Annotated in this window: 23 protein-coding genes; 13 read left to right on the plus strand and 10 right to left on the minus strand. The window is 41.3% G+C overall.

Features of this window, described 5'->3' with window-relative positions; genetic code table 11:
* The first annotated feature begins 3 nt into the window (after positions 1-3).
* From QL986_RS13455 to QL986_RS13500, 10 genes are all read left to right on the plus strand, one after another.
* Entirely contained in the window at positions 4-1,728 is a 1,725-nt protein-coding gene (locus tag QL986_RS13455) for a sodium:solute symporter family protein (protein WP_013465754.1), read from the plus strand.
* 124 nt (positions 1,729-1,852) lie between these two features.
* Complete coding sequence (locus QL986_RS13460) at positions 1,853-3,691, plus strand: DUF294 nucleotidyltransferase-like domain-containing protein (RefSeq protein ID WP_036956594.1); 1,839 nt, start codon at positions 1,853-1,855, stop codon at positions 3,689-3,691.
* A gap of 5 nt (positions 3,692-3,696) precedes the next feature.
* Positions 3,697-4,320 (plus strand): 3'-5' exonuclease, encoded by a 624-nt coding sequence (locus tag QL986_RS13465; RefSeq protein ID WP_290191640.1) that lies wholly within the window; start codon positions 3,697-3,699, stop codon positions 4,318-4,320.
* A gap of 134 nt (positions 4,321-4,454) precedes the next feature.
* Positions 4,455-5,201: an SIMPL domain-containing protein gene (locus QL986_RS13470; RefSeq protein WP_036956592.1), complete on the plus strand. Its 747-nt coding sequence runs from the start codon at positions 4,455-4,457 to the stop codon at positions 5,199-5,201.
* 183 nt (positions 5,202-5,384) lie between these two features.
* Positions 5,385-6,398: an erythrose-4-phosphate dehydrogenase gene (gene epd / locus QL986_RS13475; RefSeq protein ID WP_016900482.1), complete on the plus strand. Its 1,014-nt coding sequence runs from the start codon at positions 5,385-5,387 to the stop codon at positions 6,396-6,398.
* A gap of 50 nt (positions 6,399-6,448) precedes the next feature.
* Positions 6,449-7,624: a phosphoglycerate kinase gene (locus QL986_RS13480; RefSeq protein ID WP_016900480.1), complete on the plus strand. Its 1,176-nt coding sequence runs from the start codon at positions 6,449-6,451 to the stop codon at positions 7,622-7,624.
* A gap of 211 nt (positions 7,625-7,835) precedes the next feature.
* Positions 7,836-8,900 (plus strand): class II fructose-bisphosphate aldolase, encoded by a 1,065-nt coding sequence (gene fba, locus QL986_RS13485; protein ID WP_008111197.1) that lies wholly within the window; start codon positions 7,836-7,838, stop codon positions 8,898-8,900.
* Between the two features lie 619 nt (positions 8,901-9,519).
* A complete protein-coding gene (gene phoB / locus QL986_RS13490) occupies positions 9,520-10,209 on the plus strand; it encodes a phosphate regulon transcriptional regulator PhoB (RefSeq protein WP_013465747.1) in 690 nt (229 codons plus the stop codon).
* A 93-nt stretch (positions 10,210-10,302) separates the two neighbouring features.
* Entirely contained in the window at positions 10,303-11,649 is a 1,347-nt protein-coding gene (gene phoR, locus QL986_RS13495) for a phosphate regulon sensor histidine kinase PhoR (protein WP_016900478.1), read from the plus strand.
* A gap of 79 nt (positions 11,650-11,728) precedes the next feature.
* Entirely contained in the window at positions 11,729-12,697 is a 969-nt protein-coding gene (locus tag QL986_RS13500; RefSeq protein ID WP_013465745.1) for a phosphate ABC transporter substrate-binding protein PstS family protein, read from the plus strand.
* Positions 12,698-12,765: 68 nt separating this feature from the next.
* Here QL986_RS13500 and QL986_RS13505 read toward each other — a convergent pair whose 3' ends face one another.
* The 8 genes from QL986_RS13505 to QL986_RS13540 form a co-directional block, all read right to left on the minus strand.
* The gene (locus QL986_RS13505; protein ID WP_013465744.1) at positions 12,766-13,005 is read right to left on the minus strand and encodes a hypothetical protein; all 240 of its coding nucleotides are present in this window, start codon (positions 13,003-13,005) and stop codon (positions 12,766-12,768) included.
* A 30-nt stretch (positions 13,006-13,035) separates the two neighbouring features.
* Complete coding sequence (gene panC / locus QL986_RS13510) at positions 13,036-13,884, minus strand: pantoate--beta-alanine ligase (RefSeq protein ID WP_013465743.1); 849 nt, start codon at positions 13,882-13,884, stop codon at positions 13,036-13,038.
* On the minus strand, positions 13,884-14,678 hold the full coding sequence (gene panB / locus QL986_RS13515) for a 3-methyl-2-oxobutanoate hydroxymethyltransferase (RefSeq protein ID WP_058155187.1): 795 nt from the start codon (positions 14,676-14,678) through the stop codon (positions 13,884-13,886). The genes panC and panB overlap by 1 nt, the downstream gene beginning before the upstream one ends.
* A gap of 30 nt (positions 14,679-14,708) precedes the next feature.
* Positions 14,709-15,194 (minus strand): 2-amino-4-hydroxy-6-hydroxymethyldihydropteridine diphosphokinase, encoded by a 486-nt coding sequence (folK, locus tag QL986_RS13520; RefSeq protein WP_290191641.1) that lies wholly within the window; start codon positions 15,192-15,194, stop codon positions 14,709-14,711.
* Positions 15,195-15,197: 3 nt separating this feature from the next.
* Complete coding sequence (pcnB, locus tag QL986_RS13525; protein ID WP_290191648.1) at positions 15,198-16,496, minus strand: polynucleotide adenylyltransferase PcnB; 1,299 nt, start codon at positions 16,494-16,496, stop codon at positions 15,198-15,200.
* 305 nt (positions 16,497-16,801) lie between these two features.
* Positions 16,802-17,698: a tRNA glutamyl-Q(34) synthetase GluQRS gene (gene gluQRS, locus QL986_RS13530; protein WP_013465739.1), complete on the minus strand. Its 897-nt coding sequence runs from the start codon at positions 17,696-17,698 to the stop codon at positions 16,802-16,804.
* Positions 17,699-17,711: 13 nt separating this feature from the next.
* Positions 17,712-18,155 carry an RNA polymerase-binding protein DksA gene (gene dksA / locus QL986_RS13535; protein ID WP_013465738.1) on the minus strand — a complete coding sequence of 148 codons (444 nt, stop codon included), beginning with the start codon at positions 18,153-18,155 and terminating at the stop codon, positions 17,712-17,714.
* Positions 18,156-18,377: 222 nt separating this feature from the next.
* The gene (locus QL986_RS13540; RefSeq protein ID WP_290191642.1) at positions 18,378-19,361 is read right to left on the minus strand and encodes an AraC family transcriptional regulator; all 984 of its coding nucleotides are present in this window, start codon (positions 19,359-19,361) and stop codon (positions 18,378-18,380) included.
* A gap of 144 nt (positions 19,362-19,505) precedes the next feature.
* On the opposite strand from QL986_RS13540, the gene QL986_RS13545 reads away from it, so the two are divergent.
* Positions 19,506-22,055, plus strand: coding sequence for a penicillin acylase family protein (locus tag QL986_RS13545; protein WP_290191643.1), 2,550 nt, complete (start codon positions 19,506-19,508; stop codon positions 22,053-22,055).
* 42 nt (positions 22,056-22,097) lie between these two features.
* Here QL986_RS13545 and sfsA read toward each other — a convergent pair whose 3' ends face one another.
* Positions 22,098-22,817 (minus strand): DNA/RNA nuclease SfsA, encoded by a 720-nt coding sequence (sfsA, locus tag QL986_RS13550; protein ID WP_013465735.1) that lies wholly within the window; start codon positions 22,815-22,817, stop codon positions 22,098-22,100.
* A 269-nt stretch (positions 22,818-23,086) separates the two neighbouring features.
* On the opposite strand from sfsA, the gene pepB reads away from it, so the two are divergent.
* Together pepB and QL986_RS13560 are read left to right on the plus strand one after the other, a co-directional pair.
* Positions 23,087-24,385 (plus strand): aminopeptidase PepB, encoded by a 1,299-nt coding sequence (pepB, locus tag QL986_RS13555; protein WP_290191644.1) that lies wholly within the window; start codon positions 23,087-23,089, stop codon positions 24,383-24,385.
* A gap of 175 nt (positions 24,386-24,560) precedes the next feature.
* Positions 24,561-25,127, plus strand: coding sequence for a phosphoribosyltransferase family protein (locus QL986_RS13560; RefSeq protein WP_008111161.1), 567 nt, complete (start codon positions 24,561-24,563; stop codon positions 25,125-25,127).
* A gap of 48 nt (positions 25,128-25,175) precedes the next feature.
* On the opposite strand, the gene QL986_RS13565 is transcribed toward QL986_RS13560, so the two are convergent.
* On the minus strand, positions 25,176-25,832 hold the full coding sequence (locus tag QL986_RS13565) for a cyclic nucleotide-binding domain-containing protein (protein WP_013465733.1): 657 nt from the start codon (positions 25,830-25,832) through the stop codon (positions 25,176-25,178).
* Positions 25,833-25,855 lie beyond the last annotated feature (23 nt).

Consider the following 25,855-nt stretch of genomic DNA (forward strand, 5'->3'; position numbering starts at 1 on the left):
GCAATGGATGTTCAAATACTCACTTTTATAATCGTCGGTTTAAGCTTTGCGCTTTATATCGGCATTGCAATCTGGGCTCGTGCAGGGTCAACAAATGAATTCTATGTTGCCGGTGGTGGTGTACCTCCACTAGCCAATGGTATGGCAACTGCTGCGGATTGGATGAGTGCTGCGTCATTTATTTCAATGGCTGGTATTATTTCGTTTGCTGGCTATGACGGTAGTGTTTACTTAATGGGGTGGACGGGTGGTTATGTACTACTGGCCATGTGTTTAGCGCCTTATTTACGTAAATTCGGTAAGTTTACTGTGCCAGACTTTATCGGGGATCGTTACTACTCACGTACTGCGCGTTTAGTGGCTATTTTATGTGCCATCTTTATTTGTTTTACTTACATTGCGGGTCAAATGCGTGGTGTGGGTGTGGTGTTCTCGCGTTTCTTAGAAGTTGAAATTGAAACCGGCGTTTACATCGGCATGATAATTGTTTTCTTTTATGCTGTACTTGGTGGCATGAAAGGCATTACTTACACGCAAGTTGCGCAGTACTGTGTACTGGTATTTGCTTATTTAGTACCGGCTATTTTCATCTCGATGATGGCAACCGGTCACTTTTTTCCACAAACAGGGTTTGGTGCCACGCTAAGTGATGGTTCAGGCATGTATGTATTGGATAAATTAGATGGTTTAAGTACTGAGTTGGGCTTTGGGCAATACACTGAAGGCTCGAAGAGCATGATTGATGTATTTGCAATCACAGGTGCTCTTATGGTGGGTACTGCTGGTTTACCACATGTAATTGTTCGTTTTTTCACTGTACCTCGCGTAAAGGACACACGTATTTCAGCGGCGTGGACACTGGTATTTATTGCTATTGTTTACACAACAGCACCCGCAGTAGCTTCGTTTGCCCGTGTAAACATGATTGACACCATTAATGGTAAAGACGGTAGCGGCACAGCGTATGCAGATGCGCCTGCATGGATCAAAAACTGGGAACGTACGGGCCTAATCACCTTTAATGATAAAAATGGTGACGGCAAAATGTTTTACACATCAGGTAAAATCACTGACCCTAATAGCGCGAACGAAGTAAACGTTGACCGCGATATTATGGTACTAGCGAACCCTGAAATTGCCGACTTACCAGCATGGGTTATTGCACTCGTTGCTGCTGGTGGTATTGCCGCGGCACTATCGACTACAGCGGGCTTACTATTGGTTATTTCAACCTCAGTATCGCACGATTTACTTAAACGGACACTCAAACCGGATATAACCGACAAGCAAGAATTACTTGCAGCGAGGTTGGCAGCGATGATTGCTATTGTAATATCCGCTTACTTTGGGATTAACCCGCCAGGATTTGTGGCCTCGGTTGTTGCCTTTGCCTTCGGCTTAGCGGCGGCGAGCTTCTTCCCTGCAATTATTATGGGTATTTTCTCTAAATCAATGAATAAACATGGTGCAATTGCAGGCATGGTAACGGGTATCACCTTTACTGCTGCATACATCATCTACTTCAAGTTTGTGAGTCCAGAGCTTAATAGCCCAGAAAATTGGTTCTTAGGTATTTCACCTGAAGGGATTGGTTTAGTAGGCATGATCATTAACTTTGCAGTAGCTGCAGGTGTTATGAAAATGACTCAACCGACACCAGTTGAAATTCAAGAAATGGTTGAAGGTATTCGTAATCCTAAAGGGTCTAGTGAAGCGCATGCTCACTAATCCATATATCTAATGATATAACGCATCAAAGCCCGACTTAAGTCGGGCTTTTTATTTGTTTAAATAATGACTACATTAAATAACTATATTTCAGGTTAAGTCGCTTTTTTATTGAGGATGATTTATGAGTAGTGAGCAACAGGAAGTCGCGCAGTTTATTAACAAGCAAGCACCATTTTCAATGTTACAGGACAGCGCCTGCAGTTATTTTGTTAACCATCTCGATAGTATTTATTTGACCCGAGAAAACCAAACGCAATGGCTTAACAGTGAACAGCCTAAATTATTTTTAATTCGTTCCGGGTTATACGATTTAGTCGATGCCAAAGGCGATACGGTAACGCGTTTAACTCAAGGTGATTACTTTGGTTATCCCTCGTTACTGACGGGAGATTCAATACAAAACAGTTTAGAAGTACAAAAAGAGGGCATTGTCTATATGCTCGACCAAACGGATTTTGATTACTTACGTCGAGAATATAAAGCATTCGAGCAATACTTTGTTCGTGCTCATGCTAATCGATTGCTGTCATCACATTATAAAAGCAATAACGACAGCTGGTCTGAGCGTAAAATATCAGAGATCATGACTCGCAAAGCGATTACGCTGCCTCCCGATGCCAGCATCCGTCATAGTGCTAAAAAAATGCAAGAGCATGGGATTTCATCAATGATGATCACCGAAAATTCGCATCTTGTTGGGGTAGTTACAGATCGGGATTTACGTAACCGAGTGCTTGCTGATGAAGTGGATCCCGCGCAAGCTATCAATAGTATTATGACCAATAAGCCTAAGTTTATATTTGAAAATAACCGCGTATTTTCAGCGCTGCACTTAATGCTTAAGCATAATATTCATCATTTACCTGTGCTTGACGAAAACCACAAACCGCTAGGAATGATCACCAGTACAGACTTACTACGCCAACAAAAAAGCGACCCAGTGCAGCTAATTGGTCGTATTTACAAGGCCCATAATGTGGCTGATTTAAAACGTTACGCGAAAGAAATTCCTGAGTTATTAAAAGGGTTTTCAAATAATATTGATGATATTTCGCTGATCGGAAAGTTACTCAGTGGTTTAACCGATGCGTTGACCTCGCGGCTAATTTTTTTATTTCAACAACACCATGGCGCCGCGCCAACCAGTTTTAGTTTTATTTGTTTTGGCTCTCAAGCGCGCGAAGAGCAAACACTGCATTCAGATCAAGATAATGGCTTGTTATTACCTGATGGTCTAAACGATGAACAGCACGCATATTTTAAACAGATGGGCGAATTTGTTTGTGAAAACTTAGTTGAGTGCGGCATTCGTCGTTGTCCTGGTAACATAATGGCCAGCAGTGATGCGTGTCGAATGAGTGTTAGTGATTGGCGGGCGAAGTTTTTAAAGTGGATCACCAGCCCCACACCCCAGGCAATGCTCAACTGTAAAATATTTTTTGATCTGCGTTTTATTGAAGGATCCACCACACTTTATAGCCAGTTTTGTGAAGAGTTAACTCATATTTCTCGCAACGATCTTTTTTATGCGGCAATGGCCAGCGATGTGAATACCAACAGCGCGCCGATTGGTTTATTTAATAACTTTAAAACTGAAAAAACCGATCAGCATCACAAATACATCGATCTTAAAAAGCGCGGGGTGGTGATCATTAACGATCTGGCAAGGCTGTATGCATTAAAAGTAGGCATCCGCCGTGCTAACACCCAAGAGCGATTAGACGCCTTATTAAAGTATTCATTGCTAAGCAAAGAAGATATTTATAATTTAAAAGATTGTTGGCGATTTTTAACTCAACTTCGGCTGCGCACGCAAATAAATGAAGAAGGGTTACCTAGTAATTGCATTAACCCAGACAAACTCAATTCGTTAGAACGTCATCAGCTTAAAGAAGCGTTTTACCTAGTAAAACAAGCGCAGCAAGGCGCGGCGTTTAAATTTGCGCGTGGGAGTTTGTAACAATAATGGTTAAGCTGCTTATTACGCGATACTTAAAGCGTCGTCATTTGCTTGCGCAAAGTACTTTAAAGCAACGTTATTTAGTGATTGATTTGGAATTAACAGGGCTTGATCCTAAACAACATGAAATTGTCTCGGTTGCTTGGGTACTGATTGAGAATCAATGTATCAAAAACAGTCAATCGCAGCATATCGTTAATAAAGAGGTTAAAAGTCTAGAGCAAAGCCCTGTTTTTCACGGCATTAGTACTGACTCGGTGGCACAAGGGCAAAGCCTACAGAGTATTTTAATGTCTTTAAGTGCTCACTTTAGTGACTGCATTTTAGTATTTCATAATGCCATGCTCGATTGGGGTTTTTTAAAGTTAGCACTAAAAAATGCAGGGATCACCCAGCGCCCCAAGTTGATTATCGATACCTTACAAATAGAAAAAAAGCGTCTGCTAAAACATAGCTCAGATATAAAATTAGACGATTTAACTCTTAATGAATGTCGTAAACGCTACGACTTACCAAGCTATCATTGTCATCACGCCCTTACCGATGCACAAGCTACTGCTGAGTTGTTATTAGCCCAATGCCATCAAATAAGCGCCGGTAAGGAGCTCAAAGTAGGCGAGTTGACGTAGGTTGGGCAGAGCGAAGCGAAACCCAACCTAACTATAAAGAATGCATAAATACTTGGTTAATGAGGCAGTTTACTTTTGTTTTTATTTGTATAATTATGGGAACGTGTGATTTATTATGAATTCAAGGAACGAATATGAAACTTATCATCGCTATTTTTATTACTTTATTCCCTCTTATTACTTTTGCTAATTCAAGCGTGCCAGCTAATCGTCACATTGCAGTGCAGGGGTCAGCTGAGGTATTTGTTGAGCCTGATATGGCTCAAATTATATTTGAAGTAAAAAGCACTGAAGATACATTCCTTGAGGCTAAACGTGAGCTTGATGGCCGGATTAGCTTGTTACTTGAACAATCAGACAAATACGGTTTTGGCCAAGACGATGTTTATATATCTGGTTTAAAAAGCAAGGTATACACTATGATTGGTACAGAATCTGGGACTGTTTCAGGCGATAAGTATTTAGCCCTGAAAACAGTTAAAGTCACATTAAAAGATATTAAAAAAGTCGATGAATTTATTAATTTTGCTCAAAGCTTAAAAATAGACAATATCGAAAAAATTAATGGTTTATCCTCTAAAGTTAATCAGTTAGAGGCAGAGGCAACACAATTAGCAATCGATAACGCAAAAGCGAAGGGAAATAAGCTCGCTCAAGCTTTTGGCGCTGAACTTGGCAACGTTTACAGTATCAGTGCAAATTCCGGCAGCTCAGATTACGATTATGACGCGGGCGGTGTTAAGCACATTATTTTATCTAGCCACAGAAATAGTATGGTTGCTAGTAATAACGAGAATCCATTTATGCAGCAGCAATATTTAGGCGCAACAATAAGCGTTAAAGCATCAATAAAGGTGGTGTTTGATTTAAAACTAAAATAGCAAACAGTGCAAATACCCACTAGCAGGGCTAAAAGTAAAAGTGCAGTGTGTGTTGATTATGACGTTAATTTAAAGTTTCTAATGCTTGGCTCTTATAATCACAGGCAAGGTCGATTACAATACCGCCATCTAAAAGGCGACGCTGCCTTTCTCTGTACGTAACTAGAGTGGATTTTATATTTCATGGCAATCAAACTTGCAATTAATGGTTTTGGTCGTATTGGTCGAAATATTGTCCGTGCACTATACGAATCAGGCTTAAGCGACGAGATCAAAATTGTTGCAATTAACGAACTAGCCGACCCTGAAGCTATTGCCCATTTATTAAAATACGACACCTCTCATGGTCGTTTTGCTTTTCCAGTTAAACTAGGTGAAGACACTATCAGCGTTGCTGATGACACCATTGCGTTATTTTGTGAACAAAATCCAGTTGAATTACCGTGGCAAACGTTAGATGTTGACGTGGTGCTTGAATGTACGGGGGTTTACCACTCACGTGAGCATGCACAGTTACATTTGACTGCGGGTGCAAAAAAGGTGCTGTTTTCACATCCTGCGGATAATGATGTTGATGCCACTATTGTTTACGGTATTAATGACGATGAGCTTAAAAGCGAGCATACTATTGTCTCTAATGGCTCGTGTACCACCAACTGCGTTGTTCCTGTTATTAAAGTACTCGATGATGCCTTTGGCATTGAATCAGGTGCTATTACGACCATTCATGCGTCAATGAACGATCAGCAAGTGATTGATGCGTATCATCATGATTTACGCCGTACGCGTGCCGCCAGCCAGTCTATTATTCCTGTAGATACAAAATTAGCCCGTGGTATAGACCGTATTTTACCTAAATTTAAAGGTCGCTTTGAGGCCATTGCGGTCCGTGTACCGACCATTAATGTGACGGCGATGGATTTAAGTGTCACGGTTAATGCAGATGTAGATTTAAGTGCGGTTAATAATGCCCTTAAAGCACAAGCTAAAGACCGCCTTGAAGGTATTTTAAGTTACACCGAAGAGCCGTTGGTATCGGTTGATTTTAACCATGACCCACATTCTTGTATCATAGATGGCACACAGACACGTGTTAGTCATAAACGACTGATAAAGTTATTAGTTTGGTGTGATAACGAGTGGGGGTTTGCGAATCGCATGCTCGATACCGCGCGTGCTATGATGGCATTTAAGTAATATTTAAAACGTATTTTTCAGGTTCAGTATCGTTAACTAAGGAGATGTTCATGTCGGTCATTAAAATGGCAGATTTAGATTTAAACGGCAAACGCGTATTAATTCGTGAAGATTTAAATGTACCCGTTAAAGCAGGAAAAGTGACGTCAGATGCACGTATTCGTGCTGCGTTACCTACTATCAAACTAGCGTTAGAGAAAGGCGCGAAAGTGATGGTTATGTCACACCTTGGCCGTCCTACGGAAGGGCAATACGAAGAAGAGTTTTCATTGGCTCCGGTTGTCGATTACTTAAATGATGCACTTGAGCAAACAGTTCGCCTAGAAAAAGATTACCTAAACGGCGTTGATGTTGCAGATAACGAAGTCGTTGTTTTTGAAAACGTGCGTTTTAATAAAGGCGAGAAAAAAGACGACGAAACCTTATCAAAGCAACTCGCTGCATTATGTGACGTGTACGTAATGGATGCTTTTGGTACTGCGCATCGCGCACAAGCATCAACGCATGGTGTAGGTTTATTTGCTGATGTAGCGTGTGCCGGTCCATTATTATCGGCTGAACTTGAAGCGCTAGGCAAAGCACTTGATAACCCAGCACGCCCGCTCGTGGCGATTGTGGGTGGCTCTAAAGTGTCAACTAAGTTAACTGTACTTGATTCGTTATCTAAAATTGTTGACCAGCTTGTTACGGGTGGCGGTATTGCTAATACCTTTATTGCAGCTGCAGGTTACCCTGTAGGTAAGTCACTTTTTGAGGCTGACTTAATGGACGAAGCTAATCGCTTATGTGCAGCAGCAAAAGCTAACAATGGTGAAATTCCAGTACCGACTGATGTCGTCGTGGGTAATGAATTCTCAGAATCAGCTGTAGCAACACTTAAAGATGTAAGCGAAGTTACCAGCGACGATATGATTTTTGATATTGGCCCTGATACAGCAAACAAACTTGCAAAAATTATTGCTAATGCGGGCACCGTTGTATGGAATGGCCCAGTCGGTGTTTTTGAATTTGATCAGTTCGGTAATGGTACACGTGCTATTGCCCAAGCAATTGCTGATTCAAAAGCGTTTTCAATTGCAGGCGGTGGTGACACTTTAGCAGCAATTGACAAGTACGGCATTAGTGACAAAGTTTCGTATATTTCTACCGGTGGTGGTGCTTTCTTAGAGTTTTTAGAAGGTAAAAAACTGCCAGCAGTAGTGATGTTAGAATCACGTGCTAAGTAATACGTAAAGTATTAGCTAGCCGTTAGGCAGATGTGGAGTGTCCGCATCTGCTACACTTAACTGATAAATACCTCTCACTTTTATTTATTAGTTATTTAATTCGAATTTTAGGCATTGAGCTTTAAGGTTCGAGGTGCAGTTATTGCACCAAACTAACAAATCCGTTCAAACTAGATAGTTTAATGACTATCGATAAATTGGAGAATACCCAATGGCTTTAATCAGTATGCGACAACTTCTGGATCATGCCGCTGAGCATGGTTACGGTGTACCCGCGTTTAATGTAAATAACCAAGAGCAAATGCGCGCAATTATGGAAGCGGCTGATAAAACAAACAGCCCTGTTATTGTGCAAGGTTCTGCGGGCGCACGTGCGTATGCCGGTGCACCTTTTATTCGTCATATGATTTTAGCGGCAGTTGAAGAATGGCCACATATCCCCGTGGTTATGCATCAGGATCACGGTACATCACCGGGTGTATGTCAGCGTTCAATTCAGTTAGGTTTTTCATCAGTAATGATGGATGGCTCGTTAATGAGCGATGGTAAAACTCCGTCAAGCTACGATTACAACGTTGATGTAACACGTAAAACAGTTGAAATGGCACACGCATGTGGTGTTTCAGTTGAGGGTGAGCTAGGTGTATTAGGTTCACTTGAAACCGGTGAAGCGGGTGAAGAAGACGGCGTTGGCGCTGAGGGTAAACTTACCACAGAGCAAATGCTAACGAATCCAGAAGAAGCAGCTGATTTTGTAAATAAAACCCATGTTGATGCGCTGGCTATTGCCTGTGGTACATCACACGGTGCCTACAAATTTACGCGTCCACCAACCGACGACATTTTAGCAATTGATCGTATTAAAGAAATTCATGCGCGTATTCCAAACACGCACTTAGTAATGCATGGCTCGTCTTCTGTACCACAAGAGTGGTTAGAAGTGATTAACCAATACGGTGGCGAAATTCCTGAAACATACGGTGTGCCAGTTGAGCAAATTGTTGAAGGTATTAAATACGGTGTGCGTAAGGTAAACATTGATACTGACTTACGTTTAGCGTCTACCGGTGCAATCCGTCGTCATTTAGCAATGAACCCGTCTAACTTCGACCCACGTAAGTTTTTAGCCGCTGCAACACAAGCGATGACTGATATTTGTATCGCCCGTTACGAAGCGTTTGGTACTGCGGGTCAAGCAAGTAAAATTAAGCCAATTTCATTGGATGAAATGCACCTTAAATACTTAAGCGGTGAGTTAAACCCAAAAATAAAATAATGAGCCAATAACGGCGATACTCTCGCACTCATTATAAAAAGCCAGTTGCTTACGCACTGGCTTTTTTGATCTGTAAGAGATCAGTATTTTACTTACCGATAAATCTGGGATCACTCGATTACTAACTAACCTTATCTGGGATCATTACTTTACTAAGTGAAGGGCTTAAAGTGACGCATTTTGTACTTTTAAGTGTCGAACATCATAATTAATGGATAAAAATCACACAGTAAATCATTGGTTTAGCTTTGTTAGTGGGTAAAATAGTGATCCGAAAAGGGATCTGCTTGATAAAACTCTGATCCTTGTATTTAAGATCTTAATAAACCTGATCTAAATAGGTGCCGACTTTTATTATTAAGCCTAAAAATAGCTGCTAGTTAGTAATTTGATGATCCCAAGTTAATATCATAAATAATGCCTTTAATAACGACTCACTTTACTGCAAACCACTTTTTTATTTACTGCTCAAGATGATAAAAATATGACATATTCAATTTTTTGTTACTATTTTGTGTTTTTTTTAGTCTCATTTTAATTTAGACGTTACACTTTAATAAAAATGTCATACTTAGTCATAATAATGAAACCTACTCAATAGCCTAAGAGATAAATTGGAATGTCACGTAAAGTATTAGTCGTTGATGACGAAGCACCTATCAGGGAAATGTTGGTTTTTGTTTTAGAACAAAATGGCTTTCAAGCCATTGAGGCAGAAGATTATGATTCTGCAATAGCCGCAATGGTTGAACCTTATCCAGATATGGTGTTACTCGATTGGATGCTACCTGGTGGTAGTGGAATTCAAATTGCTAAAAAATTCAAACAAAATGAACACACACGCCAAATCCCTATCATTATGCTGACTGCTCGCGGTGAAGAAGAAGACAAAATACGCGGTTTAGAAGTGGGCGCTGATGATTACGTTACTAAGCCGTTTTCACCTAAAGAGTTAATGGCGCGTATTAAAGCGGTTATTCGCCGAGTAGCACCTACCTCTTTAGAAGAAGCAATTGAAGTGCATGGCCTGCGCTTGGACCCTATTTCGCATCGTGTTACCTCAGGGGGCAGTGAGCTTGATATGGGGCCAACCGAATTTAGACTGTTACACTTTTTTATGACCCATCCAGAGCGTGTTTACAGCCGTGAGCAACTGCTTGATCATGTATGGGGAACGAATGTGTATGTTGAAGACAGAACCGTAGATGTTCATATTCGTCGCTTGCGTAAAGCGATTGCTACGCTTGGACATGACCGCTTAGTACAAACGGTACGCGGAGCTGGTTATCGCTTTTCGAGTAAACTATAGTGTGCTTACAATTAAGCTTACTTAGTTAAGTAGCAATCTATTAACCTAGTTCAGTCAACTTGTCTGCTAGCGTTTATAAGGTAAAGAGCGTGTATGTATCGAGTTATTAACAAGCAGGCGCTAACAAAGCGGCTGTTTGTCTATTTTATACCTTTACTTTTAATTGGGGTGCTTATTGGTGCCCCATTTTTGATGTTGTTTTTGGGCGCTTTTTCGCTACTTATGTGGCATTACCATCAACTTTATCGGTTAAGTGATTGGCTGCATAACCAGCGCAGTTTTAACCCACCAGAAGGTGAAGGGTCGTGGGAGCAAGTATTTGAAGGCATCTATCAGCTGCAACATCGTAATCGTAAAAAGCGTAACGAACTGGCAGAGCTGATACGCCGTTTTCGTGACGGTGCTGAGGCGGTGCCTGATGCTGTTGTTGTATTGCAAAACGATTTATCAATTGTGTGGTGTAATCAACTTGCACTCAAAGTGTTAGGGTTACAATGGCCGGTTGATCATGGTCAGCGTTTAGATAACCTCATTCGCGATCCTAAATTTGCTAAATATATGCGCCGTAAAGAGTTTAGTGATGCACTGGAGCTTGAAAGTGGCCACAGTGTTGAGCAAGTTCTTGAATTTAGGGTGATGCCTTATGCTAACACTCAGTTATTGGTGGTAGTACGCGATGTCACCCGTTTAAAGCAGCTTGAGCAGATGCGTAAAGACTTTGTTGCTAATGTGTCTCATGAGCTCAGAACCCCTTTAACGGTTGTTACCGGCTACCTTGAAATGCTCGACAGTGATTCGCTCCCTCCGCCTGCAATGTGGAATAAAGCACAAACTACCATGCTAGAGCAATGTAAACGCATGGATAGTTTAGTGAATCAGTTACTTTCTTTATCACGTATTGAAGGCGCAAAACGCCACAGTAATGATAAGGCAGTAAAGGTACCGCAATTGCTAAAACTGATTGAAACTGAGGCACAGTCTATAAATCAAGATAAAGGCCATCAACTTATTTTTAATATTGATGCGTCACTTGATATTACCGGTGCTGAGGATGAGCTCAGAAGTGCGTTTTCAAACTTAGTATTTAATGCCATTCATTATACTAAGCCAGGTGGTAAAATTGAGGTGTGTTGGCAGCGCAACAATGAACAGGCATGTTTTAGTGTTACCGATAATGGTGATGGTATTGCACCAGAGCATATAAATCGCTTAACTGAGCGTTTTTATCGGGTCGATAAAGCCAGAAGCCGCACCACAGGTGGCTCAGGATTAGGCTTAGCAATTACTAAACATGTACTTACTCGCCATGGTAGCCAATTAAAAATTAACAGTGAACTGGGTAAAGGCTCCTGTTTTTCTTTTGCGTTTTCAAGCGATAGGCTGATCTCTATTTCGCCATTAGTGACGAGTAATACTGCTAGTCATAAAAGTGTCATTTAAGAGTCACACCATTGTCATGTACTCACTTTAGAGTGAACCGCAGTTAGGAAATGGGACGAACAAACTGGAGAACCCCAAAATGAAATTTAAAAACTTAGTTGCCGCAATGGGTGTGGCTGTTACAACATTTGTATCTGCGCAAGCAGTAGCATTAGAAGACGGTATGCCTGAGTATCAAAAAATTAGCGGTGTATCAGGTAACTTTTCATCGGTAGGGTCTGATACGTTAGCCAACATGATGACCTTTTGGGCTGAAGAATATAAGCGTATTTACCCAAATGTAAATATTCAAATTCAAGCAGCAGGTTCGTCTACTGCGCCACCAGCATTAACAGAAGGTACGGCAAATTTAGGTCCAATGAGCCGTGCTATGAAGTCGAAAGAAATTGAAGCATTTGAAAAGCGCTATGGCTATAAGCCAACACAAGTACGTGTAGCAATTGATGCATTGGCGGTATTTGTTCATAAAGATAACCCAATTGAAGGGCTGCGTATTGACCAAATCGATGCTATTTTCTCATCAACACGTAAATGTGGCGCACCAGAGCAAGTAAACCGCTGGAGTGATGTTGGTCTAGAAGGTGATTGGGCTGCAAAAGACGTGCAATTATATGGACGTAACTCAGTATCAGGGACTTACGGTTACTTTAAAAAGAAAGCCTTATGTAAAGGCGATTTTCGTAATAACGTGAACGAGCAACCGGGTTCAGCTTCTGTTGTACAGTCAATTTCAGCATCACTAAATGCCATTGGTTATTCTGGCATTGGTTATAAAACATCGGGTGTGCGTACTGTTCCGTTATCTAAAAAAGGTACTAACTTTGTTGATGCCACGCTTGAAAACGTAGCTCAAGGTAAATACCCACTTTCACGTTTCTTATATGTTTATGTAAATAAACACCCAAATAAGCCACTTGGCCCAGTTGAAGCTGAGTTTTTAAAGATGGTACTTTCGCAAGAAGGTCAAAAAATTGTAGAAAAAGATGGTTATGTGCCACTTTCTGCAAAGCTAGTTGAAGTTGAGTTGAAAAAGTTAGGCTTAAAATAAACCGCTAATAATTAAAAAACCGCTCAAATGAGCGGTTTTTTTTGGTTTACAATTTATGCCGATTGATATTAGTCAGCTTTACTTAAGTTTTCAGCTTGTACTTTGCATTGATTATACGCTTCGATGCATTTAGATGAGCAAACCTGTGACTTTAGGCTGTCGGTGGTTGTTTGTTGTTCACAGCTGGTTTCGCATTGATAACTTTGCTGAGCGCATTGGTTAAGTGCTGGATTACCTGCTTGGCTTTGGCACCCTGCCAATGCTGCAAAAGAAAAAGCCACTAGAGTGGTTTTAATAAAAGTTTTCATACTTATCCTTAAAGTGAGGCTACACCAGTATTAAACTTCAACCTGTATATTGTCGATTAATCTAACACTTCCTAAAAAGGCGGCAGCTAAAATAACAAATCGTGTATCTTCGAGTGTAGCAGCTTTTAATGTATCTCGTTGAGCTATCGAAAAATAATCTGGTTTTAGCCCTGCGCTTTCTAAAGTCGCTTTAGCATCAGCTTCAAGAGTAGCAAACGCTTTATTTCCGCTTTTAAGTTGCTGCGCACAGTGATTTAAAGTGTTGAATAAAATCGTAGCGGTTTGCTTTTCATCACTTGATAAATACCCATTGCGTGAGCTCATGGCAAGGCCGCTAACTTCACGCATCGTTGGCACACCAATAATTTCTACTGGTATCGACAAATCACGGGCCATTGTTTTAACAACTTGCAGCTGCTGAAAGTCTTTTTCACCAAAGCAGGCGTAATCAGGTTGCACTAAGTTAAATAGTTTAGTGACAACTGTTGCTACACCTTTAAAATGACCAGGACGTGAGCCGCCACAATAGCCCATCGAAATACCTGGTACATCAACAAAACTTTGCACCCCTAAGCCATTTGGGTAAATAGCCTCTACACTGGGGATAAACAAAATATCCGTTTCAAGATCGGCTAAACCTTGTTTATCGGCATCTAAGGTACGCGGATACTTGTCTAGATCTTCGTTAGCACCAAATTGCATCGGGTTAACAAAAATACTAACAACGACTTTGTCGGCCAGTGTTTTTGCTTTTTCTACCAACGAAAAGTGACCGCGGTGCAGGTTACCCATAGTAGGTACTAGTGCAACACTTAAACCCGCTTGGCGCCAAGCTCTTATTTGACTGCGTAATGATTTAATTTCAGTGATTGACTGCATTATTTAAACTCGTGTTCAGCGCTTGGAAAAACGCCGCTTTTAACATCGTTACAATACTTTTTAACAGCGGCAGGCATGTTGCCTGTTTCGAGTAAAAAGTTTTTTGAAAATTTAGGAATGTAGCCTGCAGAAATACCGACTAAATCGTGCATAACCAAAATTTGGCCATCGGTTACATTGCCCGCACCAATCCCTATAGTCGGAATGCTTAATGAGTCAGTAATACGTTTTGCTAAGGCACTTGGAATACACTCAAGCACGAGTAGTTGAGCACCCGCTGCCTCTAATGCTTTTGCATCGGCAATAATTTTTTGCGCTTGTGCTTCTTCACGGCCTTGAATTTTAAAACCACCAAATACGTGCACAGATTGCGGCGTAAGCCCTAAATGCCCACACACCGGAATACCTTGCTGAGTAAGTGATTTAATGCTGTCATGCAGCCATTCGCCACCTTCAAGCTTGACCATATTAGCACCTGCGCGCATGAGCTCTGCGGCATTTTTACACGCATCATTTGGATTTGCGTAGGTCATAAACGGTAGGTCAGCAATAACAAATAGGTCACGGCTTCCAGCGCGAACACAGCGAGTATGGTACGCAATTTCTTGGTTTGTCACAGCGAGTGTGTCATCGCCACCTTGTAATACCATACCCAAAGAATCACCGACTAAAACAACTTCAACGCCATTCTCATGAAATAACTTAGCAAAACTGGCATCATAAGCTGTTAACGCAGTGATTTTATTACTTTCAGCCTTCATTTTATTCAAAGTTGAAACGGTTATTTTAGACATAATATTCTCGCAGACATAAGCCTTAGTTAATTACAGCGGTAATTGTTGTAAGTCGTTAAGCGGTAGGCTATTTGCTATCTGTTTGATAGATGCGCCGCTTGGTAAAATAAGTTCGGGTGCAATTTCTTGCAGCGGGTAAACAACAAATTCTCTCTCGTTTAACCCGTAATGAGGCACCGTTAAACGTTTAGTATTTATAACCTGCTCACCAAATAATAAAATATCAATATCCAGTGTGCGTGCGCCCCAGCGCTCAGCCTTTCTGACTCGACCATGCTCCAGCTCTATGGCTTGCGTTAAATCAAGTAACTGCTCTGGCTGTAGCGAGGTATTGATACAGGCAACCGCGTTCACATAATCGGGTTGATCTTGTGGCCCCATAGGCTTGCTCGCATAATAATGTGAGCAAGCGATAAACTCACTGTTAGGCAAGTTTTTAAGTGCAACAACAGCATCATCAAGTTGTTTTTTAGGTGTATTAAGGTTGGCACCTAAGCCTAAATAGACACGTTGCATTATTTACTCAGCTGGTTTTTTAGTGGTGCGCCGACGAGGACGCTTACGTGGTTTTGGTCCACCTTGATGACCTAGCTCTCGCACCATTTCTTTTTGGCCATTAATATCTTGACTCAAGTACTGTGTCCACCACTGTGCAAGCTCTGCATGCTCAGTTTCACCGGCATCAACACGCAGTAGTAAAAAGTCATAAGCGGCTTTAAAACGAGGCTGTTGTGTTAAGCGATAGGCACGTTGGCCTGCACGTTTGTCTAAACGTTGTTGAATATGCCAAATATCACGGGCGCCTAACGTAAAGCGTTTTGGTACTGCAATATGCTGAGCGTTCTCACTAAGTACTTTATTAATTGCTTGGGCAAAGGCATCGTATTCAGAGAGTTGTTCTTGACGTCGAATTTTTTCAGTACGTTCAACCAATGGAAACCACAGTAACGCTGCAAATACAAACGCAGGGGTGACTTTTTTCTCTGCATTAATGCGAATGTCAGTGTTTGCAAACATTTGCTTGATGAAGGTTTCTTCAAGCCCGCCTGGGTTTTTATCTAAAATGCGGTCAAGTTCTGGGAACAACGATTTAAATAACCCGTATTTGCGCAGCATTAAAAAGTTTTGTTGTGCTTTGCCGTTTAAAAACAGCTTGAGTATTTCTTCAAACAAACGTGCCGGTGGAATGTTATCAAGCAAGCTAGCTAAAGCGGTTATTGGCTTTTCGCTTGCAGGTGCTATTTGCATATCGAGTTTAGTAGCAAAGCGCACTGCACGAAGCATACGCACGGGGTCTTCACGATAGCGTGTTTCAGGATCGCCAATTAACTCAATTTGTTTTGCCTTTATGGCCGCTAAACCATTGGCGTAATCATAAATACAAAAATCATTGATTGAGTAATATAAGGCATTGATTGAAAAATCACGACGCTCGGCATCTTCTTCAATGCTGCCAAATACGTTGTCGCGAAGTAGTTGCCCATGTTCGCTTGATTGGCTAATTTGATTTTTGTCTTCTTGTGCTTCGTGATGGCCGCGCATGGTGGCCACTTCAATAATCTCACGACCAAAAACAATGTGCGCTAAACGAAAGCGGCGGCCAATTAAACGGCAGTTACGAAACAGTTTTTTAACTTGCTCAGGGGTTGCATTGGTTACAACATCAAAATCTTTGGGTTGTTGACCTAACAATACATCGCGAATGCAACCACCAACTAAGTAGGCATCATAGCCACCATCTTTTAGGCGATAGAGTACTTTGATTGCATTTGGGCTAAATTGTTTGCGAGAAATACCATGCTCACCTCGAGGGATCACCAACGGTTCACTGCTGATTGCGACATCTTCGGCACTGGCATTCGGGCCGATAATTTGTCGACAAAATTGAAAAAGCTTGGAAATAATAGTCTGTCTCCTAGAGAAGCGGTTGATTGACTCGCCATTGCAATCAAAATGACAACAAGTACCTTCTCATAGAGCTGTACTTACTGTTTTATGTAATTAGCATATATTTAGGCGGCTATCATATACCAGCAAGGTGGAAAAATTAAGTTGCAGTGCTGAAATTAAGCCATTTTTAACGATTTTATTTGAATTTGTTATACCCAATCCGCGAAAGAGCGTTAAATCTGTATTTCACGCGTAGTGGGAACGCGGCTTAAGTTAAAATGTGCCACGCCCCAAGCAAGTAATTGCTCTGTGGTTAAATCCATAAGTTGGTCGTGGGTTGGCAAACCTAAAAAGTTAAATACCGCTATCAAAGTCGGTTTGGGATTTTGTTTGCAAATAGCGGGGGCGTAATTTTGTTTAGAGAGTTTAAATCCGGGTTTTGCTACCGCTAAAGGTAAATGAGCAAATTCTGGAATAGGGTTATTAAGTTGCTTAAACAGACTTATTTGACGGGCGGTAGGTTCAAGTAGATCAGCGCCTCGTACAATTCGATTGATCCCTTGCTCAATGTCATCAATAACCACCACCAGTTGATAGGCAAATAAACCGTCGCTACGTTTTATAATGTAATCTTCATGGGCCAGAGCAGGGTCAACGTCAATACGCCCCTGAATAAGGTCGTTATAAGTCACGGTTGCATGGCATTGAGTTAAGCGAAGGGCATGACCCTGTTCACTGAGTTGGCTATGTTTACATTGCCCTTGATAAATTCCACCTAGCGCTTTTATTTGCTTACGAGAGCATTGGCAGGCATAAATAAGGTGTTGTTTTGACAGTGAGTTTACTGCATCTTGATAAATAGTAAGACGCTGTGTTTGATACACAACGTTTTCATCCCAATTAAGGCAGTAGGCGTCTAAGGTATTTAGGATATCGGTGGCTGCGCCTTTAACAACGCGAGTGGTGTCTATATCCTCAATGCGTACTAACCATTTCCCTTGGTTAACTTTTGCATCTAGGTAGCTACCTACAGCCGCCACAAGTGAGCCAAAATGTAACGGCCCCGAAGGAGACGGTGCAAATCGGCCGCGATAGTCAGATACTTGCGCGGTAACGGCTGTAGAAGACATGGCTATAACTTAATTAGCCGCGTCCAGCTTGTTTTTCTTTAATTTCGGCAAGTGTTTTACAGTCTACGCATAAATCAGCAGTAGGACGTGCTTCTAAACGACGAATGCCAATTTCAATGCCACAAGACTCACAAAAACCAAACTCGTCTTCTTTAATTAAGTTGATTGTTTTTTCAATTTTCTTAATTAATTTGCGTTCGCGGTCACGAGTACGAAGCTCTAATGAGAACTCTTCTTCTTGTGCTGCGCGGTCAACGGGATCAGGAAAGTTAGCTGCTTCGTCTTGCATATGTGACTTAGTACGATCAACTTCGTTCCGTAAATCATTACGCCAAGTTTCTAAAATTGTTTTAAAATGAGCACGTTGTGCTTCATTCATGTACTCTTCACCCGGTTTTTCTTGGTATGGTTCTAAACCGGCTTGAGCCAATAAACCATGTCTTTTTTGGTCTGGCATAACTCTCTCCTAAATCCTTAATTTAATGCCTCAGCATTAGCCGGCGGTATAAATAACAGAAACTCATACCCTAGGCAAATTTATTTTTAAATAATCGAATTAGCTTCAACCATGTTTACCCATATAAAAGTAGCAAAAGCAGCGTTTATACTTTTTTATTACAGTATCGGTTTATAAACTGGCGTTGTTATGTGGGCAAAAATAATAAAAACAACTTATCTTTTACTTTTCGGTTAAGTATTTTTTAGGCGTAATACAATACCAGCGTTTAAAAGCACGCTGAAAAGCGCTTTGTTCAGAAAAGCCCAGCGCAGTGGCAATGTTTAACGAACTGAGTCCTTGTTTTAGTAATATAAGGGCTTGTTGTTTGCATATTTCGTCAATAATTTTGCTGTAGCTGGTATGTTGTTGTTTTAAGTAACGCTGTAGGCTGCGAGTTGATAGCGCTAATGCCTGAGCAGCTTGCTGAACACTTAAACGCTCTGGCAGGTGTTGTGTTATTAGCGCTTTGAGCTGACTAATATACTGAGCTTCGTGGTTGTAGTTAATAGCCTGTGCGGCTAATAAAGTTTCTAGCTCGTTATTAGCGCCTTTTAGTGGGCAGTGTAGTAATTGGCTATCAAAGATCATGCTATTTGTTGTGCTATTAAACTCAATAGGACAGTTAAATACACTTTGATACCGTTTAACTTCATTGATGGGCGGTTGTGGGCGCATTAATTTTATTTGGCTGAGCATCAACGGGGCTTGCCATTCACAACATTGTTGAGCAAAAGCAAGCCAGCTACTAAAAAGCTCATCTGCTATGAAGTGTGTGACTGGTGTTTTGGGGTGCCATTCTAGGCTGCTGTGTTGTGGGTGATGATGTAGGCTAATAGTGCCAATGTTTCTAACTAAGGTATGCAGCTTTAAAGCATGTTGTAATGCGCTTAATAAAGAGTCACTCACTAAAGCAATATGCCCAAGTAATCCCCAGTTTTGCGCATTAAGCGCTTGACCAAACTCTAATCCTACTGTGTTCCTATTTAAGTGTTTTGCGCCAATGGCCATGAGCTGTTCGTAATCAGCAAGCGGGTATTTATAGCGACTGTTATTAAGTTGCTGCCCTCCTTGAGTAATATTATTAAGTAAGTGTTCTTTATTCAGACCTTGAGAAGCTAAGTAACTAGTTAAAGAACGAATAATTTGGCTACTTACAAAATACATAAAATATCCTTTTCTAGACGGTTAAAGTTTAAGCTGCCCTAACTGGCGCGCAAAGTCAATTTTGTGCGTTTGAGGTCAAGATTTTAATAAGTATTTACGGCATGGTTGTAAAGTTAAACAATAATAATGACAAGGAACACCACAATGAAGCCCCATTTACTCTCACTTTGTATCGCCAGTAGCCTACTTTTAATTGGTTGTAGCGAAGACAATGACAATAACGTTGCACCACCAATTGTCGTGGTGCCTGATCCCGTTCCAGAGACGAACGCGCCAATAATTGCATTTGATGACGATAATAAACTTGATGCGAATATCCGTTGGACTACCTTCGGTGTGCCGCATATCACTGCTGATAACTTAGAGAGCTTAGCGTTTGGTAGTGGTTATGCTTATGCTAAAGATCATGCGTGTCTATTGATGGATCAAATTATTAAAGTGCGCGGTGAACGCTCGAAATACTATGGTCCAGATAAAGTACCAGGCAGTGGCGACTCAACGCATTTAATTTCTGACTTTGGTTATAAAGCCTTGGGTGTGAATGAATATGCTCAAGCCAATTATGATCAATTAGAAGAGAACAGCCGAGCGCACTTTGAAGGGTTTGTGCAAGGCTTTAATAAATACGTTACTGATACGGGGGTTGATAATTTAGCGCCGGAGTGTGCCTCTGCACCTTGGGTTACCAGTTTAACAGCACAAGATATGTTGGCGTACTCTATGGCTACAGTGCAGCTAGCCAGCTCGGCTAACTTTTTAGAGCTCGCTTTTTTAGCAAACCCGGGTGATGCGAATGAGTATCTGCCAATGCCTACGTCAGAGCAGCCAAGTGCTGTGTCTTCAATGGTAGGCAATATTAATCAGCGAGCAAAGCAATTTAAGCTAGAGAAAAAATTTGATCACTTAGGGTCAAATGGTTGGGGGCTTGGTAAAGATATGATGGCCAATGGTAAAGGTGGTCTATTAGCAAATCCTCATTTTCCTCACGAGGGCAATTTACGCTTTTGGCAATCACACCTAACCATTCCCAACGCTATGAATGTAATGGGGGGCAGTTTGCAAGGGATGCCAGGAGTGATCAATATTGGTTTTAATGAGCACATAGCTTGGACCCATACTTTTTCTACAGCACGTCATTTTTTAATTTATCAGCTAGCACTAAATGAAAATGATCGCATGGGTTACAGCGTTGAAGGTGATAATTATGAAATTACTTCAAAAACAATTAACGTTGAGGTAACTGTGGCACCAGGGACCACAATTACACTTAGCAAACCGTTTTACTATAGCCACCATGGTTTAATGATTGAAACACCTGCCGCAAATGGTTTAGGGTGGAACGACAGCCAAGCATTTACCATCAAAGATGCCAATGAGTTTAATATGGATGTGGTTGCTCAGTGGTCAGCTATTAATCAAGCAACCAGCTTAGAAGAGATGAAGGCCTCGTTTGCTAAATACGATGGCGTTTCATTTAATAACACCATGGCCAGCGATAAAGAAGGTAATGTCTTTTTTGTTGATGACAGCACCGTTTTGAAACTGGGTGATACCGCAAATATGGCAATTCGTTTGCAACCTGAATTGGTTGCACTTAGAGAGTCGACGGGCTTTGATTTAGTACCTGGTAACTTAAAGTTATTTGAGCCGCAAGGCGTTGTGCCTTTTGAACAAGCTCCCCAACTAAGTCGCACTGACTACGTACAAAACTCAAATGACAGCTATTGGGTTACTAATCTTGAACAACCTCTTGTGGGCTTTGCTGCGCAATATGGCGATGTTCATCAGCCATTATCATTGCGTACCCGTATGGGTTTGAAGCTCATAAAAGAGGGAGGCGGTGAAGACAGTAAGTTTGATTTGGCTGAACTTGAAAATGCGCTAGTAGGCAATCGTATCTATTTAGGTGAATTAGTATTTGATGATTTAGTTGCCCAGTGTAAAGCGCGTGGCGCAACACCGGTTACCCTAACTAATGGAACAAGTATTGACCTAACAGCTGCCTGCGCCGTGTTAGAGGGCTGGAATGGCGCTATGAACCTTGATACACAAGGCGCTGCGTTAATCAGAGAGTTTGCTCACTTATTTAATGGTGATGAATACTTATATGATAATTTTGATGTGACCAACCCTGCAAATACGCCAAATACCTTACTTGCCGATGGCTCTGCGTTAACGGCTTTAGCGCATGCAGTGCTTAATTTACAAAGCAATGGCGTGGCATTAAACAGTACTTTAGGTGAGCTGCAATTTGTTGAAAAAACGCTAGCAGGCGGCATTGCTTCAGGCGAGAAACTTCCTTGGAGTGGGCCAATGAGTGTGGAAGGAGGCTTTAATGTGTATCGTTTTGATCGCAGTAGCAGTCGTTCATTTTCTACGGTGATCCCATATATCGATCATCAAACATTGGATGATGCGATAACAGGTAAACCGTTAGCGTCAAATTTAACAGCCAGTGGTTACCCTGTTAATTACGGATCGAGCTGGATGTTTGTGATGAACTTTACCGATGATGGTCCTGTGGCAAAAGGATTACTGACTATGTCGCAGAGTTCAGATTCAAGCTCAGAACATTTTGATGATCAATCGCGTTTTTACTCAAATACGCCAGTATTAAGACCCATCTTATTTAAAGATGCAGATATTAATCTAAATTTAATTAATGAAATGGATTTATCAATGAGTAAAGAGTAAGCACACTTTGAGCGCCAGTACGAATGCTGGCGCTCTATTTACCTAGTCAATAAACGGCACTTTTTCAATTAAAGTAACTTCACTCGCTGAAATGTGTGCTTTATAAGCTAATACTTCTACGCCTTGCTCAATGGCCTCGCTAAGCAATTCTGCATAGGTTGGGTCAATATGCACCGCAGCACTGACTTGTGTGATGCCTTGGTGCAGCACTGCAAATAGTAATACCGCTCGATGCCCTTGTTTTACCATGTCGATTAATTCACGAATATGCTTTTGCCCACGAACAGTTTGGGCGTCAGGGAAGTAGCCTTGACCACTTTGTGGACGATCTTCGCTCAGCAGCGTGACTGATTTAACTTCAACATAGCAATTGGCTTTGCTGCTGTGGGTAAGTAAAAAGTCGATGCGGCTGTTTTCACTGCCATACTTCACTTCACTTTGTATGTGTTGATAGCCTGTAAGCTCATCAATAACCTCATTATTAAGTGCTTCTTCGACCACTTTATTGGCGATAGCGGTATTTACACAAATAAGCTGTGATACATTATTTTGCGTCAGCTCTAATGACTGCGGGTACTTTCGCTTGGTATTACTGCTGGTGGAATAAAAGGCAGTAAAACCGACATCGGCACAGCCCGTCATCTTACCCGTATTAGCACAGTGAGCGGTAAAAGTAGTGCCATCACTGAGCTCTAAATCAGCTAAAAAGCGTTTGTAACGCTTTAATAAAGTGGCAGATTGTAATGGCGGGGTGTACTTCATTTATGACTTCCTTATGTAACCTGAGCACTGGATAATAAGTTTATTTCAAGTAGTTGTTTTAGCGCTAACTGCGTTGAGTTCATTTTTTCTAGAGATAATAAACTTAAATATTTTTATAGCTCAATATGTTAGCAAACTTATTAACCCGAGTTTAGGGTAAGTAAAATTGAGGTTTACAGGCCGGTTGAGGTTATTCACCTCAAGCAGTTGGGAACTTAAGCGCTCTATAGTAAACTCAACCGCACATTTAAGTGCAAGGATATTCTAACATGAGTGAAAAATTTGTTGTTCAATTAAGCGAGCAGTTGGCACCAGGGCATTGGGGCGAAAGTGCGTCATTATCTTTTAACGAACACGGCGCAACGGTTCATTTATCTGAGCAAGAAACATTAAAAAATGTGCAAAAAGCGGGTCGTACAATTGCAAATCAAGGCATTAAAAATGTTGTTCTTGAAGGTGATGTATGGTGCACAGAGAGCCAATGGGCTTTTTACCAAGGCTTTGTATCACCAAAAGTACTAAACGGTGTTGAGTTTGTTGATAACGCACAATCTGATCTTAAAGAACTCGCTGATTTAAAAGCATCGGCAACGTGGGCGCGCGAAATGATCAATGGTACCGCCGATGACATTTACCCAGAAAGCTTAGCTGAAAAAGCCGCTGAATTTATTCAATCACTTGCACCAGAGCATGTTAGCTATCAAATCATAAAAGGCGATGCGCTATTAGAACAGCAGTGGATTGGTATTCATGCCGTTGGTCGTGGTAGTGAGCGTCCGCCAGTATTACTTGAGCTTGATTACAACCCAACTGGCGATGAGAACGCACCGGTAAGCGCAGCACTTGTTGGTAAAGGTATTACGTTTGACTCAGGTGGTTACTCAATTAAACCAAGCGAAGGTATGTTGGGTATGAAGTGCGACATGGGTGGTGCAGCAACGGTAACCGCAGGTTTGGCACTGGCAATTAGCCGTGGCGTAGAAAAGCGTATTAAGTTGTTTTTATGTTGTGCAGAGAACTTAATTTCGGGTAATGCATACAAACTAGGTGACATTCTTACTTACAAAAATGGCATAACCGTTGAAATTGTAAATACCGATGCTGAAGGGCGTTTAGTATTGGCTGATGGCTTAATGGCCGCAGGCGAGACAGGCGCTCCACTTATTATTGATGCGGCAACCCTTACTGGTGCCGCCCTTGTTGCAGTTGGTCAAGAGTACAACGCATTGTTTGCCCTTGATAAAGAGCTAGTGCGTGAAGTGGAAGACTTTGCGTCACAAGAAATGGAAGCCGCATGGCCATTACCACTTGAAAAGTGGCATCAACAAAACTGCCCATCGCCGTATGCGGATACAGCAAATAGCCGCGCCCAAAAAGGCGGTGGTTTCGGTGGTGCATCTAACGCCGCTGGTTTCTTATCTCGCTTTGTGCCAAACGATGGCAAAGGCTGGGTACACATCGATTTAGCCGCTGCATTTAATATGGGTGGTAGCACAACTCAATGGGCTTCAGGTGCAACTACACAAGGTATGCGCACCGTAGCACGTACACTACTTGAAAAGGCATAATCTACTGAGATTACGCATTAGTTAAAAAATAGGTACCTTAGGGTGCCTATTTTTTTATCCGCCAAACAAGCAATTTTGTTTTATTTACGGTAAAATCCTTCGCCATTACGTGTTTGGGCATCTATTTTTATTTAAACCTCGCTCAAATATTATACATACCACTGGGATCCTTACTATGTCAGAAAAGTGCTATATCACGGCTCAACAATTACTTGAAGATTCATTCCGCGTAGCGGCACAAGTGTATAAAGATGGCTTTCGTCCAGATTTTATTATTGGTATATGGCGCGGTGGTGCTCCAATTGGGATTGCGGTTCAGGAATATTATGATTACAAAGGCATAGAAACGGATCATATTGCGGTTCGTACCTCGTCTTATTACGGTATTGGTAAGCAATCAAAAGAAATCAAAGTACATGGTTTACACTACATAGTTGAAAACGCAAATGCAGGTGACTCTTTACTGATTGTTGACGATGTTTTTGACTCAGGTCGTAGTATTGTAGCGTTAAAAGAGAAGCTCTCTGAGCTAATGCGTTTAAACTTACCACGTGATATTCGTATTGCCTGCCCATACTACAAGCCAAAAAATTCAAAAGTTGATACAGTGCCTGATTACTACATTCATGAATCTGAAGAATGGTTAGTATTCCCGCATGAATTATCAGGTTTAACGCCGGATGAAATTATTGAAGGTAAATCTGATTTAGCTAAAATCCACGATATTTTACTTGAAAAGTAAACGTGATTTTGCTCAATAAAAAGGCCTTAATGGCCTTTTTTATTGTCTTTAAAGCTGTGCAAAGCTATCTACATAGTCACTTAATTTAGGAATATCGACAGCTTGTAGTCCTTGTGTGCTTCTTTGCACTAAGTTTTTCTCTACTAACTCACTCACTACACGCCTGTATGCACGCTCAGTGGTTGCAAAGCGCTCAGCTTCTGCATTTACCGTAGGGTAAGCACGTAATAAAGTGGGATTGTTATTCTCTGCACGTAATAAGCAGTCTTTGGCAATATTGTAGCTCAACGGCAGTAACAGCTTATCTAAATTAATTTTTTGATTTTCTTGAAACTTAGCCGCAATCGTTTGCGCCGTATATAAGCTTAGCTCGGGTTTATCGAGCAATAATGCGCGCCAATGTTTTAATTCAATCAAGTTATACGTGACATCACTAAAGCAGGTTACCGTGTAAATGCAGGGGTTATTATTAAGTGCTTCAATTTCGCCAATTAGGGTATTGTTACAGTCGAGTTGGCCAAGTAGCAGGCGCCTGCCATTACCTACATCGTAACTAAACGATACAGTTCCACTTCGCACTAATACCAACTTAGTTAACGGCTGGTCTTGCTGTATTAATATTTCTTTTTTTGATTGCTGAAAACTACTGCCGGCAAACGTCAGCAGTTGATCAACAAGGTAACTGGAAAAATGGTATTGAAACATCGATCATGCTCTTCGGACAATTG

Origin of the sequence: Pseudoalteromonas sp. APC 3250 (assembly GCF_030407915.1) — a bacterium.
Taxonomy (GTDB): Bacteria; Pseudomonadota; Gammaproteobacteria; order Enterobacterales; family Alteromonadaceae; genus Pseudoalteromonas; species Pseudoalteromonas tetraodonis.

What these genes read in the sequence shown, in the direction of transcription:
- QL986_RS13455 (WP_013465754.1), top strand. Translation starts at nt 4, where the DNA reads ATGGATGTTCAAATACTCACTTTTATAATCGTCGGTTTAAGCTTTGCG.
- QL986_RS13460 (WP_036956594.1), top strand. Translation starts at nt 1,853, where the DNA reads ATGAGTAGTGAGCAACAGGAAGTCGCGCAGTTTATTAACAAGCAAGCA.
- QL986_RS13465 (WP_290191640.1), top strand. Translation starts at nt 3,697, where the DNA reads ATGGTTAAGCTGCTTATTACGCGATACTTAAAGCGTCGTCATTTGCTT.
- QL986_RS13470 (WP_036956592.1), top strand. Translation starts at nt 4,455, where the DNA reads ATGAAACTTATCATCGCTATTTTTATTACTTTATTCCCTCTTATTACT.
- epd (WP_016900482.1), top strand. Translation starts at nt 5,385, where the DNA reads ATGGCAATCAAACTTGCAATTAATGGTTTTGGTCGTATTGGTCGAAAT.
- QL986_RS13480 (WP_016900480.1), top strand. Translation starts at nt 6,449, where the DNA reads ATGTCGGTCATTAAAATGGCAGATTTAGATTTAAACGGCAAACGCGTA.
- fba (WP_008111197.1), top strand. Translation starts at nt 7,836, where the DNA reads ATGGCTTTAATCAGTATGCGACAACTTCTGGATCATGCCGCTGAGCAT.
- phoB (WP_013465747.1), top strand. Translation starts at nt 9,520, where the DNA reads ATGTCACGTAAAGTATTAGTCGTTGATGACGAAGCACCTATCAGGGAA.
- phoR (WP_016900478.1), top strand. Translation starts at nt 10,303, where the DNA reads ATGTATCGAGTTATTAACAAGCAGGCGCTAACAAAGCGGCTGTTTGTC.
- QL986_RS13500 (WP_013465745.1), top strand. Translation starts at nt 11,729, where the DNA reads ATGAAATTTAAAAACTTAGTTGCCGCAATGGGTGTGGCTGTTACAACA.
- QL986_RS13505 (WP_013465744.1), bottom strand. Translation starts at nt 13,005, where the DNA reads ATGAAAACTTTTATTAAAACCACTCTAGTGGCTTTTTCTTTTGCAGCA.
- panC (WP_013465743.1), bottom strand. Translation starts at nt 13,884, where the DNA reads ATGCAGTCAATCACTGAAATTAAATCATTACGCAGTCAAATAAGAGCT.
- panB (WP_058155187.1), bottom strand. Translation starts at nt 14,678, where the DNA reads ATGTCTAAAATAACCGTTTCAACTTTGAATAAAATGAAGGCTGAAAGT.
- folK (WP_290191641.1), bottom strand. Translation starts at nt 15,194, where the DNA reads ATGCAACGTGTCTATTTAGGCTTAGGTGCCAACCTTAATACACCTAAA.
- gluQRS (WP_013465739.1), bottom strand. Translation starts at nt 17,698, where the DNA reads ATGTCTTCTACAGCCGTTACCGCGCAAGTATCTGACTATCGCGGCCGA.
- dksA (WP_013465738.1), bottom strand. Translation starts at nt 18,155, where the DNA reads ATGCCAGACCAAAAAAGACATGGTTTATTGGCTCAAGCCGGTTTAGAA.
- QL986_RS13540 (WP_290191642.1), bottom strand. Translation starts at nt 19,361, where the DNA reads ATGTATTTTGTAAGTAGCCAAATTATTCGTTCTTTAACTAGTTACTTA.
- QL986_RS13545 (WP_290191643.1), top strand. Translation starts at nt 19,506, where the DNA reads ATGAAGCCCCATTTACTCTCACTTTGTATCGCCAGTAGCCTACTTTTA.
- sfsA (WP_013465735.1), bottom strand. Translation starts at nt 22,817, where the DNA reads ATGAAGTACACCCCGCCATTACAATCTGCCACTTTATTAAAGCGTTAC.
- pepB (WP_290191644.1), top strand. Translation starts at nt 23,087, where the DNA reads ATGAGTGAAAAATTTGTTGTTCAATTAAGCGAGCAGTTGGCACCAGGG.
- QL986_RS13560 (WP_008111161.1), top strand. Translation starts at nt 24,561, where the DNA reads ATGTCAGAAAAGTGCTATATCACGGCTCAACAATTACTTGAAGATTCA.
- QL986_RS13565 (WP_013465733.1), bottom strand. Translation starts at nt 25,832, where the DNA reads ATGTTTCAATACCATTTTTCCAGTTACCTTGTTGATCAACTGCTGACG.